Source organism: Desulfosarcina alkanivorans, assembly GCF_009688945.1.
GTDB lineage: Bacteria > Desulfobacterota > Desulfobacteria > Desulfobacterales > Desulfosarcinaceae > Desulfosarcina > Desulfosarcina alkanivorans.
In genome coordinates, this window is the sequence record NZ_AP021874.1 from 1,392,594 (window position 1) to 1,408,609 (window position 16,016).

Sequence of the window (16,016 nt, forward strand, 5' to 3'; positions counted from 1 at the left end):
TCAATACCCCTCCTACAGCCTAAATCCCTTCAGCCTTAATCCTATAGCCTACAGTCTCTCTTTTGCTACAGCCTTTCAATTGCTATCGCCTCCACATACTCCCCACACGTCACAAACCGGCAATCCCTGAAATCGCTTAGCATGCGCTCGATCTTACTTGCCGTGGATGCCAGGTTGACATAATGGCGGAATTTCAACAACGTCGGGGCGTTCTCGACCCGTGGCTGCCCGGGGTCGATTTCCCACGGGTGGAGGTAGAAACTGTAGGTGCCATCCATTTTTAAGATGCGCTGAATTCCTTTTCTGAAAACCAAATAAGGGATCAACCTGAAATAGCCGCCGCCGCCGAAGGGGAAAACGACAGGCTGTAGGCTATGGGCTATAGGCTTTAGGCAAAGGTTGCTGACTGGGATTTCGTAGAAACCATCCGATATCCGGAAAGCGATGCCTGCTTTACGGTACCCGCAGGTGGAAAGTTTGCCGTACCGGCCGTGTTTATCGAAGGAGTTGTAGCTGGCATCGTACAGGTAGCCGGCGTCTTCGATGACCTTGAGGATGTCGTTGTTGATCGAGAAACTGGGGGCCCGGTAGCCCTGAACCGGGCCGCCGATGATATCTTCGAGACGTTCCTTGCTATCGGTGAGATCTTTTTTCAGCGATTCGGCGCTCTCAGCGGTGCACAGGTGATGGTTGTTACCATGGGAGGCGACTTCGTGCCCACGCGAATGGATCTCACGGATCAGGCCGGGAAGCTTTTTGGCAATCCATCCAAGAACAAAAAAAGTGGCATGGACCGAGGGTTCATGGGGTGAATTGGTTTGTTGTTTTGATTCGTTAAAAACGTTGTCTGCGCCAGTTTCCCATTTTTCGGATTCTGACTCCTGACTCCTGACTCCTGAATTCTTGGTCCAAATATTGGTTACCCTTGAATCCCTGGATCCTTGAATCCTTGAACCCTCTTTACCCTCGTCCAACAGATCCAGCAGCCGATGGGTGTTTCTTTCCACCCTCAGTTCCCGTTCATTCCAGGTATCGAACGGAATCGACGTCTTGAAGTTTTCCACCTGGAACCAGTCTTCCACGTCGACGGTGAGAAGGAAACATTTTTGGGATTTGGCAGTCAATATGGGAATCCGGAATTCATAAACAACGTCTAATGATTTTGCACCGCAGAGACTTGATGTTGTTTGTTGGTTAAATTGGTTCTATTGGTTGATTGGTTTTCAGCCACGATCCTTACGCAACAACTATCTTTAAACCACAGCAATAAGGTATAGGGTTGTATAAGTAACAAGAAAAGAGATGATAGCAATACGTTCTGATGTTTCACCTAACACTTACTACCTTCCACCTACCACCTAAAACCGATACGGCTGAGGCGGGGCAAGCGTAAACATCAGCGATGCCCGATTTTCCACATAATCGTCCACATCAATAGACGAATCGACCATCCGGTAGGTGTATCCGGCCCTCATACTCAGCCAGCGCAGCAGTTGAAACGACAGACCGCAACCGGCCCGGAGGACATCCTCGCTTCTACTGGGCGTCGTGCTGAGGTAATCACGATTGCCGTAAACGCCTTCCACATCTCCTGTCAGCCGCTGCGTGAAGGCATAATCCGCGGAAAGTCCGGCTTCATAGTACTCGTAGACACCCAGATTTTCAGCTGTTACGGAGGTATAGTTGTATCCCCCTTCACCGGTAAAGCTGATGGACCCGCGCTGGAACCGTTTCGTGAGACTGATGTTGACCGGCGTCACCGACTCGCTGTCCCCATCATCCACGTCCAGATAAACATAATGAAGCCCCGCACTCAGATCCATGGTCGGGCCGATCGCGTAATCGATGCCCACAGCGCCGTCGTATACGTCGTAATCCACCTCGCTGTCCTCATCAGCCCGGTGCAGGGTCTGCTCATAGGCCAAATAACCGGTCAGGCGAGGATTAAAACGGTGGTTTCCCCGGAGGCGGCCGACAATTTCAGAGTAGTCGTCCACCCCATCATCGTAGCGGCCTTGATAGTAGTCCGCCCCGGCATCCAGCCCCCATCGTACATTGAACCAGTATGTCGCACCGGCACCGCCGCCATAATACTGACTGTCTTCAATGGTCGGGTCATCGTTTTCCAAAGAGCTGTACAGCCCCTCCGCGTACAGGGTATTGTCCGCACCGAACTGATGGTCGATCCTGGCGCTGGTGGAATTGCGCGTGTAGGGATTGCGGCTGCGCCGGATGGTCAAATCATCGTTATCGATCGGATCTTCGGTGTACAGAAAGGCATGGGTCAGGGACAACCGCGTATTGCGGCCGGACTGCCACCACCCGTCCGCCGTCGCGGCATGGCTCCAGTATGCATCATACGAATCGTCGTAGTAATCGACATGGGAAGCATCATAGCTCAGGGCCAAGCCCGCCGTTCTGCCGGAAAGATCGATGGTAATACCTGGCGTAATCGTAGTGATGGTGTCGGATTCCGTATCTGCGAAATCATCTGAAACGAGCCGCACGTTATCGGTGTATTCGACGCCGGCGCTCAACCGCGGCGTGATTTCCATCGCTGCATGCAGATAGGTCGTTGAGCAAAGCGACAAGGCCACTGCCAACACAATTCCGGATGTCTTTTTCATCGCAGCTTTTCCTTTGCATTGATTGTTGTGTGTTGTTTAACCTACAATTTATAATTTAGGTTTTTAGGCTGAAGCTGTTTAGGATGAAATGATGTCGTGCCGATTTTAGGTTTTTTATCTCGCCCACTTCGTTAGAGAGCGCAGAGGCGCGGAGTTGGATTTGATTTCTGAGAGGGAAATCAAACAAAATAGAATTGGATCTTTTTTTCTGTTCCTGGGCGCAGCCCAATTAAAAACTCGGTTTCTCTGTGATCTCTGCGACTCTGCGAGAGACATTTTTTTATCTCGCCCACTTCGTTAGAGAGCGCAGAGGCGCGGAGTTGGATTTGATTTCTGAGAGGGAAATCAAACAAAATAGAATTGGATCTTTTTTTCTGTTCCTGGGCGCAGCCCAATTAAAAACTCGGTTTCTCTGTGATCTCTGCGACTCTGCGAGAGACATTTTTTTATCTCGCCCACTTCGTTAGAGAGCGCAGAGGCGCGGAGTTGGATTTGATTTCTGAGAGGGAAATCAAACAAAATAGAATTGGATCTTTTTTTCTGTTCCTGGGCGCAGCCCACTTAAAAACTTGGTCTCTCTGTGATCTCTGCGACTCTGCGAGAGACATTTTTTTATCTCGCCCACTTCATTAGAGAGCGCAGAGGCGCGGAGTTGGATTTGATTTCTGAGAGGAAAATCAAACAAAATAAAATTGGATCTTTTTTTCTGTTCCTGGGCGCAGCCCACTTAAAAACTCGGTCTCTCTGTGATCTCTGCGACTCTGCGAGAGACATTTTTTTATCTCGCCCACTTCGTTAGAGAGCGCAGAGGCGCGGAGTTGGATTTGATTTCTGAGAGGAAAATCAAACAAAATAGAATTGGATCTTTTTTTCTGTTCCTGGGCGCAGCCCACTTAAAAACTTGGTCTCTCTGTGATCTCTGCGACTCTGCGAGAGACATTTTTTTATCTCGCCCACTTCGTTAGAGAGCGCAGAGGCGCGGAGTTGGATTTGATTTCTGAGAGGAAAATCAAACAAAATAGAATTGGATCTTTTTTTCTGTTCCTGGGCGCAGCCCACTTAAAAACTTGGTCTCTCTGTGATCTCTGCGACTCTGCGAGAGACATTTTTTGTCTTCCGCCTGCCTTCCTGCTTCTACGGCACAACAATGGTATCGTCGGCCTTGATTTCTACATTCTGGCTGAAATCCTTGCCTTTGACGATATCCTTGTAGTCAATCCGAATGACGGTTTCCTTGCCCTGATTGCGGCGAAAAAGGATGATCTCTTTCTTTGATGCCCATTCGGTAAACCCTCCGGCAAGCGTGAAGGCCTGGAGAACGGTCAGGTTCTTCGTGAGCGGGTATTCTCCCGTATTGACCACCTCGCCGAGAATATAAAACCGTTTGCTTGCCGCACTGCGAACGGTAACCGTCACATGCGGTTCGGCAACGAACTCCTTCAACCCGGCCTGAATGTCCAGCTTTAACTGGGTGGGTGTTTTCCCGGCGGCCATGACATCATCCAACAGGGGAAAGGATATGTTCCCGTCCAGCCTGACGATGATCTCCTCCCTGGAAAAATCAGGTTCTTTCCAGGTGACGATCTCGAGGATGTCCCCGTTGCCGATGAGATAAGATTGGGGTGGCGATTGGGAGAAGCAGAGTTGGGGGAGCGTGAGTATAAATATGGCAATCACGAATGTTAATCTTAGCATTTTGCGCATATTAATCTCCAACATTAATTTTGAATTTTTAGTTTTGAATTTTGAATTGCGGATGCTGGCCGTCTAATAGTGAAAGAATACTTAACCGGCACCTCGGCCTTTTGATGTTTTTACAATGGATGTGATGATGCGAATTATTTCCTCAGATTCATTGAGACGTTCCAAAATACAGCTAACATTTCCTAATTTTGTATCCCTTAAGAGTCTTAGCCAATAGTTCGTTTCCCGTGCCTCTTTCGATGCGATGGACATCTTGGATATGAAATCCTTGCGACTCTGGGCAGCAAGGGCCTCTTCCACATTGGCCCCGATACTGGTTCCGGAACGCACGATCTGTTTTGAAAGAACGAATTCGTTTTGTTTTAGCAACTCCTTGTACAAATGAACAATCTGGATAGCAAAGAGATATGATTTATCCTTGATTATATTCGGTTTTTCATTCATTGGATGCTTGAATCAGGCTCGACCCTCAATTCAAAATTCAAAATTATCAATTCAAAATTGATTACGATAGTAATCTTGGTACCATTCCACAAACTTCCCGATCCCATCCGGCACGGACGTCTCCGGCTTAAACCCCACATCATGGATCAGGTCGTCGACATCCGCATAGGTGGCGGGAACATCTCCGGGCTGAAGGTCCATGAAATTTTTTACCGCCTCTTTGCCCAGTGCCGTTTCGATGGCCTGGATGAAATCCATCAGTTCAACCGGGTTGTTGTTCCCGATGTTGTAGATCTTGTACTTGGCGTATGATGTTCCCGGATCCGGAGCGTCGCCGGTCCACTTCGGGTTGGGATCAGGAATATTTTCCATGACCCGAACCACCCCTTCGACGATATCGTCGATGTAGGTGAAGTCTCGCTTCATTTTTCCATGATTGAACACATCGATGGGTTTGCCTTCGAGAATGGCCCTGGTGAAGAGGAACAGGGCCATATCCGGTCGCCCCCAGGGGCCGTAAACCGTGAAAAACCGCAGCCCGGTACAGGGCAGGTCGAACAGATGGCTGTAAGTGTGGGCCATCAGCTCATTGGACTTTTTTGACGCCGCATACAGGGACACCGGGTGGTCCACGTTGTGGTGAACGGAAAAGGGCATGTTGGTGTTGGCCCCGTAAACCGAACTGGAGGAGGCAAATACGAGATGCTTGACGTCATGATACCGGCAGCATTCCAGAATATTGACGAATCCGACCAGGTTCGATTCGACATAGGCCTGCGGATTGGTCAGTGAGTACCGCACCCCCGCCTGAGCTGCCAGGTTGACAACCACATCCACACGGTTTTCCTTGAAAATCTGTTCCAGCCCCTCTCTGTCCGCCAGATCGGTTTTATAAAAGCTGAACAGGGGGTAGGCTTTCAGTATGTTCAGCCGCTCCTGCTTGAGCTGCGGATCATAGTAATCGTTGAGATTGTCTACCCCGAGAACATGGTGCCCGGCATCGAGAAGTCTTTTTGAAAGGTGGAAGCCGATGAAACCGGCGGCGCCGGTGATTAATGCGCACTGGTAATTGAATTGCATGGGGAAACCTTCAGTTTAAATAGTTGAATTGGCTGATGATAAGAAATGGTTATGATAATTTTGAATTTTTAGTTTTGAATTTTGAATTGTGGATGATGGCCGTTTAATAGTCGAAAAAAGCTAAGCGACAGTGAACATTTACAATCCATCATTCAAAATGCAAAATCTTCAATTCAAAATTGCTTTTCGCTACCTTCATTCAAAATGCAAAATCATCAATTCAAAATTGGATCGGCCATCGGCCGATCCACATAGCTCCGCCTGGTGGCATACAAGACCGAAATCTTGTTAACCACTTGTTAATATGTTTTTTTATATAACCGAGAGACAAAAACCGGAGTCTAATCTAATAGTTTTTAATGCACAATTTTTAATTGTGAGTTGCGGATCAAAAACAGTGTCTGATTACTTTCTTATTAATTCAAAATTTAAAATTATCAATTCAAAATTGCCCTACCTTGCCCCTTCTCCGAACAACACCGTCTTCACCGTACGCATAATCACCATCATGTCCATCAGGATGGACATGTTCTTGATGTAAAACAGGTCGTAATTCAGCTTCTCCTTGGCGTCTTCGACTGAGGCGCCGTAGGGGTAGCTGACCTGAGCCCATCCGGTGACACCGGGCTTGACCGAGAATCGCTCCGCATAGTAGGGAATCGCCTCTTCCAGTTCCTTGACGAAAAACTCCCGTTCAGGCCGCGGACCGACAAAACTCATTTCGCCTTTAATTACATTGAACAGCTGGGGGAACTCATCGATTCGCCACTTGCGGATGAACTTACCAATCCGCGTTACCCGGCTGTCGTTGGACTGGGCCCAGACCGGTCCGCTTTTCTTTTCCGCATCCTGGACCATGGATCGGAACTTGTGGACCATGTATGGTTTACGGTCCTCGCCCACGCGTTCCTGGGAAAAGAACACCGGCCCCTTCGAATCCAGCTTGATCAGGATGGCCACTGCAATCAGCACAGGTGCCAGCAGAATCAGCATGATGAAGGACAGAATCAAATCGCCGGTTCTTTTTAATACTTTCCGCAGCCAGGATTTTCTGAATCCTTCCGAGAAGATAAGCCAGCTGGGGTTGATTTTCTCGACAATCAATTTGCCGGTAAGCATCTCGTAAAAGCTGGTACCCTCTATGACCTCGATACCGTCAACACGGCACTGCAGCAGTTGCCGGATGGGAAAACCCTGCCGCCGCTCCTCGATGGCGACGACGATTTTGTCGATATTCAATGCCTTCGCGTTTTTACACAGATCGCTATAATCATTTCTGCAGATATTGACCGGCGTCTGGACCAGACACTCGCCATCGTACTCTTTTCCGTTAACGACAGCCGCCACCCGATAACCGCAATCCTTTTTGTCGAGTATCTCTTTGGCGATGTTCTTGGCCAGGTCACCGGATCCCAGCAGGACGATCTTCTTGTCGAAGAGTCCATGGTTAAGGACATGGGTGTAAGCTATCCGCCAGATCACGATGAAGCCCACGACAAAACAGATGCTGACGATGAATATTCCCCTGCCGATAATGCACACAGGGAATAAAAAATACACCAGAGCAAGGAATATCGCCGAGGCTCCCAGGGCCTGAAGCAGACGGATTAACAGTTCCTGATAGGAATTCGTCACGTTCAGATCATAAAGGTCATTATAATAAAGGCATAGCTGACAGACTGAAGCGATCAGGAGTGTCTTCAATACCAGCGCCTGGCTGTTAACAATAAATTCATTGCCGATGAGCAGCCAGCTGGCAATGATGACCGATAAGAATATGAACAGCCCCTCGCCGACGACAAAGAGTGCGTTTCGAACCGGATAGTATTGTTTGAAAAGTCGGAGCATAAGTGGAAAACTAATTTTGAATTTTTAGTTTTTAATGTTGAATTATAATCGGCACAAAAACCTTGATTAATAATTAATCATTCAACATTCAAAATTGATTTTTCTAATATTTTTTATACTTCTTATACTTCCCGTACCCATACCGTTCCGTGGTCGGTATCCGGTAGCCATTCATGACCACGCCGAGCACCTTCTCCCGGCCCAGTTGCTCCAACAGGTCCTTGATTGTATCTTTTGGTGTCACTCCGTATCTGACGACCAGAATAATTCCGTCGATGTATTTGGCCAATGCAGTGGTTTCCGCCGTCAACTGGGGCGGCGGTGAATCGACGATAATGTAGCGGTCGCTGTATCGGTTTTTAGCCTCTTTGAGCAGCTCCTTCATGGCCTGGCTGGACAACAGTTCCGATGGATTCTGCGGCGTCGGCCCGCCCGGCAGGATGGTCAGTTTGTCGACCACCGTTTTCTTGAGCAGGGATTCCAATGGCTTGTTATGGGCCAGATAGTCGCTCAGGCCCGCCACTCCCAGGCTGAACCCGAAACGCGAATGAATGCTCGGCCGTCTCATATCGCAGTCCATCAGAAGCACATGTTCTTCGATCCCCTGGGCAATGCTGATGGCAAGATTGGCAGCCACAAAGGACTTGCCGTCTCCCGGGATTGCGCTGGTCACCATGATGGACCGGGGCGGTTCTCCGGTCTTGGGAAAAAGGATGTTGGTTCGTAAAATTTTAAAGATTTCGGCCTCGACACTGGACGGGTCATGGTAGGTCACCAGGTGCGGATCGATCCGTCCGGCAGCATTCGGTTCCATCCCGGCAACGGTCGCGGGTGTTATGACCTTTATTGAATTGCCGCCAGCCTGATCGTCGACAGGTGTTGATCGGACGGCAGGCGCAACTTTCAGGCCCTTTGAACGTCCTGATTTTTCAAGGGCGTCGTGAATTTTTCCCATAAAAAGTCCTAACCATTTACAAGTTTTCTAACCAGTTCAAGCGTCGGCTCCACCCCTTTTTGGGTCAGGGCTGCAAAGCCGGCAAAAAGGATGAACGACATGAATCCGAAAGCGGTACAGGAGGCGTATTCAAACCGCCTGAGGATGCGGGATTTTCGGCTGATAATCTGGGGAACCGTACACAGCACCGGCAATTCCAAATCCTCTTCGATGTCCTCCGGGCGCTTGAAAGAGCTGTCCATATATTCCAGGAGAAAAATGATGCCGCCGCCAATGGCCAGTCCCGCACCGACAACCATGATGAACAGTTTCTGCATATCCGGTTTAACCGGTTTTTGCGGCATTTTGGCCGGGTCCAGGATTCTGAATTGTTCGCCTTTTTGTTTGCGTTCCATGTTTACCGCAATCTCTGCCTCCAGTTTTCGGGCAAGCAATGAATCATAGGTGGTCTGGATGTTCTGATAGTCCCTTCTCAGGGAAAGCAGTTCCTGTTCCCTTTTCGGGGTGTTTTCTACCCGCTTCTGATAGGTGCTGATTTGGCGTTTCGTATCTTCCACATCTGCCTGGAGCCGCCTCATTTCCTGGGTGATTTCTGCGTACTGGGTGCGATATTCAGGCGAAAGCGACACCGGTTGACGCCTTTCAGAATCAATTGTGGGGACATCACCGGGTTCGCTCTGCGCATCCGCTTGAGCCTGTTTTTCCATCTCAGCGATCCGCGCCTTCAACCGCACCACATCCGGGTGCCGCGCGGTATACCGGCTGAGAAGGCTTTCCAGCTGGGCTCTCATCTGGTCCACATCATTGGTCTCCTGCTGGCTGTCCTGACCGATGATAACCGTAGTGGATTGATCCCTCGACGTCGCCGCTTCGTTCTGCAACGTGACCAGCCGGATCTTGGCTTCACTGAGGTTTTGCTGGCTCTCACCCAGGTGTTCCTGCAAGCGGTCAAGGATTCTGAGGTTCGAATCCAACTGTTCAGGCAGTTCGCCCATATAAGATTCGCGGTAACGCTTCAACTGGGCTTCAACTTCTTCCAGACGGTGTTTCATGCTCTGGAGTTCCGCATCCAGAAAATCACTCGTACCGACCGCCTGGGCTTCCCGCACCCTCAGATTCTCATCGATGAAATAAGAGGCAAGCGCATTGGTCACTTTCATTACCGTTTGCGGGCTTTTACCCTGGAAGGTCAGCGAAAAGGAGTCCGTTCCGCGTCGCCTGTCGCTGGAGACATTGACCGATATTCTTTTTCGAAGGTTGTTGACCTTGTCCTCCATGTACATGGAGCTGCTGTCCGGATCTGTAAACAGCTTGAATTCAGTGATGATGTTTTCAAGGTTGGTCCGGCTCAACACCTGCTGGGACAAGGTGCTGATCCGTTCACTGGGGTCCGATTCCACAATGGACTGCACATAATTTTGCGGAACCCGCTGGGGTTGAATCAAAATCAGCGTGCTGGCTTCAAAAATTTTAGGAAGCGTTATTGACAGATAGATACCCGCAACCATGGCCAGCGCAAACGGAATCATAACGATCCAGCGGCGTTTGATGACCAGGTCGATGATATATTTGGGATCCATGGGTATGGGTTGGGAGGCCATATGTTTTTCCTTGAAAAACAATTTTGAATTCTAAATTTTTAATTATGAATTAAGGCATTTTATCGTTTTGAGATAGACAGAATACATTAATTCAAAATTCATCATTCAAAATTAAAAATTGGTTCGTTAATAGTCGGGGTGTTACCTGTTTAATTTTAAGGCTATTCGATCCACTTCATCAAACCAACTGGTATTCCTTCACCTTGTTCAGCATCGATTTGTAGCTGATATTCAGCAACCCTGCCGCTTTTTTGCAATTGCCGTTGGTTTGCGCCAGGGCCGCCTTTAAAAATTTTTTCTCGACCTGGATGACATATCGGTTTTTAGCCATCTTTAGCGAGACACCCCGGTTCTTCTCCAAAAAATCGTGGACTTCATCCGTATCGATGAGGCAATGGTGCAAAGGGTTGCCATCTCTTTTCATACCGGCATTGGCCATAAAGGGCGGCAAACTGGACCAACTGGTTTTGTCGGTAACCAGCAGATCCTGAACGGTGCGTTTAAGTTCGGACACGTTGCCCGGCCAGTGGTAACCCGTAAAAGATTCCACGATTTCATCCGGCAGCCGGAAGATACCGCCATTGAACCGGATGCCGTATCGGGCGGCAAAATACTCGGCCAAGGCACGTATATCCGCCGAATGTCCTCTGAGTGCCGGAACCGTCACTTTCAACACACTCAACCGATGGTAGAGGTCTTTTCTGAATGCGCCCTTTTCGGCCAGCGATTCAAGATCGCTTCCGGCAAGCGTTACAAATGGGGCGAAACCGTTGGCCTTCCTTTCGCAAATCCCATTCCCGTTGAACGTCTCCATGACCGACAACAATTGTGATTGAAGCGGCAATGGCAAATTTTCAATGTTTTCGATCACACGGACGCGGCCGCTTGCCGCATCGGGAGTGGCGGCGTCACCCCACGCGCATGTTTTTTGAATCCACTGCCCTGAAAGCTGACTGGCGTCAATAAAATCAATGGGCGCTGCTTTGGCAGCGGAACAACGATGGACCGCTCTGGCCATCAGCCGTTTGCCAACCCCTCGCTCCCCCTGAATAAGCACCGGATCTTTGGCCTGCCCGAGCAGAGGCAACTCCCGCATGATTTTTCTGCGTTCCGCCGATCCGGCAACCAAAACAGGGTGGTCACAAGCCTGTTTCGTGGCAGCCAGCAGTGAGATAGTATCCTGAAATGATTGGTCATCGGCAGGATAGCGTAAAAAAAACAGATTTACCAGCCAGTTGTTGTGGATGAAAGCTTCCACTTCTCTTTTTTTTGAAAGAACGATAACGGGAATATTTTTTCTGATTGCCTTGGCAACATTCACAAAATCCGATGCGATGTCGAAACAATCCGATCTTAACACTGCAAAAGATGGGCGGATATGATAAATATTTTCCAGGCACACCCATTTATCCCTGAAACAAATCGGCAACACACCGCAGAGTGAAAGACGATTGCGGATATCGTCCCTCCCTGTCTGGTCTTTATCCAGAACCACCGCGGTTGTTGGCAGCATTTTAATAATTCGCTTTTATTTAAAAAAATTAATGTTAGTTAAAAAAGACCATCCAGATTACCCGGCCGAAAGCCAGTTTCAACTTAAAAAACCGCTCTGACAGAAAATTCGAAAGCCTAACATTCAAATGAAGTGCCAAAAAATGCAGCCTTTTGAGATTAATGGTTTTTTTGTTATTAAAATTTTTATATGGCTGTTTTTAAACATTTTTTATTGTTTCGGGAGGAATATCCGAAAAGGCGGTTCGACGTATCTGTTTTTCAAAGATCCGTGAGAAAGTGGACTTGTATTACATATTATGAAAACTTTTTCCACTTTTGAAATAAAATTTATGAAAAAAATAGAAAAGCGCCTTGATGTCTTGATATCGGCAGGGAGAGGAGATTATTGAGGGAAAAATATTTATGGATTCGTAAAAACAGCGACTTTAAAGGAAGCGATAATCAAAAAAAGTCGTTTTTCGTTGGAGCCGCTTCCCTATCCGCGATGCAATGGGATAATCGCGGCTGGAAGCCGCTCCTACGCCTTTGATGTCAGACTTCAAACTCCTGGATTCTGGATTCTGCCCCCTCGCCCCTCGCCCCTCGCCCCTCGCCCCTCGCCCCTCGCCCCTCGCCCCTCCAACCTCCAACCTCCAACCTCCTCAATTCTGAAACAACGAAAAACAAAAATGGCCTTTCTCGGGTGAAAATGTGGTAAAAACTTGCCATTTCCCATGCATTCATATATAGCAGGGATCAATTAGGAAATTATCCTTCCCTATCTTTTCGAAAAACATAAGAGGCTGAAATGAAAAAGCCTTATAAACTTTTAATCATTGATGACGCCGAAGAAATCCTTACTGCGTTGACGAATTTTTTCACACAGAAAAAATACCACGTCACCTCTGCGGCCAACGGCCTGGAGGGGTTGAAACATATTGAAGCCGAAGATGCCGATTTCGACCTGATCATAACCGATCTGGTGCTGCCAAACATCAGCGGGGTGGCCATCATATCCATCGTGAAAAAAAGATTTCCGGATACACCGGTGATTGCCATCACCGGCTGGGGGGAGCACCCGGAGTCGCTGGCCAAAGAGGCCCATGCCGATTATGTGCTGGAGAAGCCGTTTAAACTGCCTGAGCTGGAACAACTGGTCAAGAAACTGATGAATCAATGAGTGACAAGTCAAAATCAAAAATGGGTCCACCCATTGTCGGTGTAAGCAAAAACATCGAGCGGGTTCGCGAACTGATTGAGCATGTGGCGCACACCGGGTTGAACACGGTTGTTTTTGGGGAAAGCGGCGTGGGCAAGGAGGTCGTTGCCCAGAACCTGTACCAGAAATCACCCCGCCTGGGTAAGCCTTTCATCAAGATCAACTGTGCCGCGCTGCCGGAAGGCCTGCTTGAAAGCGAGCTTTTCGGCTACGAGCGCGGCGCCTTCACCGGTGCGGAGCAACGGAAAAAAGGCAAGTTTCAGCTGGCCCACAGCGGGGTGCTGCTTCTGGATGAAATTGGCGACATGTCCCTTCCCCTCCAGGCAAAATTGCTGCACGTGCTGCAAAGCGGTGGTGAATTTTCACCGTTGGGGTCCGAAAAAGAGGTCCGGGCCGACACCTGGGTGATCGCCGCAACCAATCACGATCTTAAAAAGGATATCGAAGACGGAAAATTTCGGGAAGATCTCTATTACCGGCTCAATATCATTAAAACCTAAACGAGGCGATTTTGGTTTTGAACAGAAGTATTCTGGTAAAACATGGTAGAGAAATCGGGTTCTGCTGAGAATTTGATACTATTTCTGCAGACAAGCTATCCTGACCGAATTTGTTGTGGTCATATGCGCATTTTAGCCTGTTTTAGCGCACACCTCTCCACCGGTTTTACTCCAAATTTTATTTTCCCTGCGGGTTATTCGATAACCGGCGCTTTGCGGCACCGTTCAAACAACTCCGGCAAGCGTAGGTTTTCCAGGCAGGTCCTAGTCACCTTTAAGACCGTTTGCTCACTGTGGAAAACGATTTTACCGGCGATATCGATCAGCCGTCTACGCACCGTGGAGGCATAGGAACCAATCGATAATACCGGCGCACTGACATCTTCTTTAAACGACTCGAGCAGAAAATGACCGACCAGCATCATATAATACCAGGCTGCATTGGGGGCGAATCGTTTGAAAGGCAGTTGTTCGTGACCGAAATCCTTCAACGCCCGGTTGGCCAATTCGTCGCTGCCGCGTTCATGATAGCAGGCGACGAGCCCATTGGTGGTCAGATATTCCACCGCTCCGGCGTTTTCCAGCATACCGTCGATCGCCTGACCTTGACCGATGTTGGTGACGATGATGGTGTCAGGCCGAAATCCCGGAAGGTAAAGCTGTTTGCTGTTATCGTGCATCAACCGACAAAAAATCGCGCGGCGGAATTGTTTCCAGTTGCCTTGCCGGATACCGAACTCGGCGTATTTCCAGGCTTTCTTCTTTCCGGATTCGAACCGTTTCCATTTGGACGCATCCCAGTTGTCCGCCATTTGCTTGATGTCTTTATACACTTTGCCGCCGCAGACATAACCGACATGAAGCCTTTCGCAAAGCTCGAAGATTTTCTGGTCGAAAAACCCGCTGTCCATGCGGATGATAATCGGCACATCCCCACGGTAGTCGCATCTGATTTTAAGAACCATGTGCCGGATCATATTCAGGACCGTATCGCCATGATTGGAATGTTTGTCCCCACTGCGAAACACCGCATCGACAATCAAACGTCCCCAATTCATTTGCAGGGGTTGAAAGCCCTTTTTCTTCTTGTAGGTGGGCTTCACGCCGTGCCGGCATTTTGCATCGTCATTGTCCATGACCATCGTATCGATACCCAATTCGATCACATCGGGTTGCGTAATCCGCAGACGCCAGATGAAAAGGGCCTGCAAAAGGCGCCGGAACAAAAACACGCGAGTCCAGGCGAATGCTTTGAAAAAACGTTTGATTTGATGAGAAGAGGCCATGTCTTCAGTTGGCGTCTCTATGCTGCCGGCATAGCCCTCATCGCGAGAAATCTGGTCGAAATATGCCAGGCGCCGACTGGTCCCATCGGCGAAAAAGCAGAGCACTTGTTTGAAAAGTTCTGTAATGGCAAGGCCTTTTCGGTTCTTGCGGATGGATCCAAACCAGCGGTCGAACCAGCCAAAAACCTGAATGCCGTGCATATACGCCACGAACAGGGCCAGCCCGGCTCTTCCGGTCAACCGGTCGGACGTCGTTTCGATGCGTTGGATTTTGAGTTCACTTTGTCGGTAGTTTTTGCTATGCTTACTCATAGAGTCCTTTACCTATTGGGTGTGTTTACGCTTGTTGTAAACATGGTGGTTTTTAACAAGTATTATAACACATTATCCAATTTTAGAGGACTCTTTTTTTGTGAAAATCGCGTATTTTAGGTAAAATCTATCTGGCACCGCTGCGGGACCGGCCCGAGGATATTCCGCCGCTCATTGAGTTCTACATCAAAGAATACACGTCCATGCTCAACAACCGGCACCTCGAAAAACCGGGCGCCAAGGTGATCGACCGACTGTGCCAGTACAGTTGGCCGGGCAACGTCCGTGAGCTTCAAAACGTCCTCAAACGAATGCTGGTGTTAGGGGATTGCGACCAGATCACGGACGAGCTGTTCAACAGCGAACGGCTCGCTCCGTCCGACAACGGTCAAACGGATGAACTGAACCACAATGCATCGCTGGTCAAGATACTTGACCTGCAGGGTAAAAACTCACCGGACAACCAGACCTTTTCACTGAAAACGGCAAAAAAGAATGCGGTGGAGATGGTTGAACGGGAAATTATTTCGCACGTCCTCGACCGAACCGACTGGAACCGGAGCAAGGCATCCAAGATACTGAAAATCAGCTACAAGACACTGCTTTATAAAATCAGTGACCTGGGTATTATTCCACCGGGAAAATGATGGTGAAGGATTCGAGGATTCATGGGGTCGGGGGTTTCTCCTTCAGTGACCTTATCGTAAAAGAATTCAGAAGTCAGAAGCCAGGATTCAGCACAAAGGATTCGCCTTCTGCTCAGGTCTTGATTTAAAGGTGACGGAGCGCAGTGACATCCTTTTTTTATTCTGGCTCCTGGATTCTGGATTCTGACTCCTTAATTAAAAATTCAACCTTTTCCCTTTCACCCCCATCACCACCCTGAATCCCAAACCCGGGCCGTAAAGTTCGGGATCGAAACGAAATCGCCGGCTGCAGCGTGCGC

At 48.8% G+C, this 16,016-nt stretch carries 13 protein-coding genes; 3 read left to right on the top strand and 10 right to left on the bottom strand.

Annotation, left to right across the window (positions count from 1 at the left end):
- Positions 1 to 65: 65 nt before the first annotated feature.
- The 9 genes from DSCA_RS06150 to DSCA_RS06190 all read right to left on the bottom strand — a co-directional run bounded on the left by DSCA_RS06150 (position 66) and on the right by DSCA_RS06190 (position 11,754).
- Entirely contained in the window at positions 66 to 974 is a 909-nt protein-coding gene (locus DSCA_RS06150; protein WP_155320328.1) for a polysaccharide deacetylase family protein, read from the bottom strand.
- 384 nt (positions 975 to 1,358) lie between these two features.
- Positions 1,359 to 2,627 carry an outer membrane beta-barrel protein gene (locus DSCA_RS06155; protein ID WP_155315592.1) on the bottom strand — a complete coding sequence of 423 codons (1,269 nt, stop codon included), beginning with the start codon at positions 2,625 to 2,627 and terminating at the stop codon, positions 1,359 to 1,361.
- A 1,134-nt stretch (positions 2,628 to 3,761) separates the two neighbouring features.
- The gene (locus DSCA_RS06160; RefSeq protein WP_231716392.1) at positions 3,762 to 4,331 is read right to left on the bottom strand and encodes a polysaccharide biosynthesis/export family protein; all 570 of its coding nucleotides are present in this window, start codon (positions 4,329 to 4,331) and stop codon (positions 3,762 to 3,764) included.
- A gap of 81 nt (positions 4,332 to 4,412) precedes the next feature.
- Positions 4,413 to 4,775, bottom strand: a complete 363-nt coding sequence (locus DSCA_RS06165) for a four helix bundle protein (RefSeq protein WP_155315594.1) — start codon at positions 4,773 to 4,775, stop codon at positions 4,413 to 4,415.
- 51 nt (positions 4,776 to 4,826) lie between these two features.
- On the bottom strand, positions 4,827 to 5,855 hold the full coding sequence (locus DSCA_RS06170) for an NAD-dependent epimerase (RefSeq protein WP_155315595.1): 1,029 nt from the start codon (positions 5,853 to 5,855) through the stop codon (positions 4,827 to 4,829).
- A gap of 453 nt (positions 5,856 to 6,308) precedes the next feature.
- Positions 6,309 to 7,703, bottom strand: coding sequence for a TIGR03013 family XrtA/PEP-CTERM system glycosyltransferase (locus DSCA_RS06175; RefSeq protein ID WP_155315596.1), 1,395 nt, complete (start codon positions 7,701 to 7,703; stop codon positions 6,309 to 6,311).
- Between the two features lie 103 nt (positions 7,704 to 7,806).
- Positions 7,807 to 8,517: a CpsD/CapB family tyrosine-protein kinase gene (locus DSCA_RS06180; RefSeq protein ID WP_231716393.1), complete on the bottom strand. Its 711-nt coding sequence runs from the start codon at positions 8,515 to 8,517 to the stop codon at positions 7,807 to 7,809.
- A gap of 149 nt (positions 8,518 to 8,666) precedes the next feature.
- Positions 8,667 to 10,259: an XrtA system polysaccharide chain length determinant gene (locus tag DSCA_RS06185; RefSeq protein ID WP_155315598.1), complete on the bottom strand. Its 1,593-nt coding sequence runs from the start codon at positions 10,257 to 10,259 to the stop codon at positions 8,667 to 8,669.
- Positions 10,260 to 10,437: 178 nt separating this feature from the next.
- A complete protein-coding gene (locus DSCA_RS06190) occupies positions 10,438 to 11,754 on the bottom strand; it encodes a sigma 54-interacting transcriptional regulator (protein WP_167527633.1) in 1,317 nt (438 codons plus the stop codon).
- Positions 11,755 to 12,561: 807 nt separating this feature from the next.
- Between DSCA_RS06190 and DSCA_RS06195 the strand changes: the two genes are divergently transcribed.
- Positions 12,562 to 12,933, top strand: a complete 372-nt coding sequence (locus DSCA_RS06195; protein WP_155315600.1) for a response regulator — start codon at positions 12,562 to 12,564, stop codon at positions 12,931 to 12,933.
- A complete protein-coding gene (locus DSCA_RS06200) occupies positions 12,930 to 13,472 on the top strand; it encodes a sigma-54 factor interaction domain-containing protein (protein ID WP_231716394.1) in 543 nt (180 codons plus the stop codon). The genes DSCA_RS06195 and DSCA_RS06200 overlap by 4 nt, the downstream gene beginning before the upstream one ends.
- Before the next feature lie 194 nt (positions 13,473 to 13,666).
- On the opposite strand, the gene DSCA_RS06205 is transcribed toward DSCA_RS06200, so the two are convergent.
- Positions 13,667 to 15,070, bottom strand: coding sequence for an IS1380 family transposase (locus DSCA_RS06205; RefSeq protein ID WP_155314716.1), 1,404 nt, complete (start codon positions 15,068 to 15,070; stop codon positions 13,667 to 13,669).
- Positions 15,071 to 15,210: 140 nt separating this feature from the next.
- On the opposite strand from DSCA_RS06205, the gene DSCA_RS06210 reads away from it, so the two are divergent.
- A complete protein-coding gene (locus DSCA_RS06210; RefSeq protein ID WP_456236727.1) occupies positions 15,211 to 15,717 on the top strand; it encodes an AAA-type ATPase lid domain-containing protein in 507 nt (168 codons plus the stop codon).
- Positions 15,718 to 16,016: the final 299 nt, after the last annotated feature.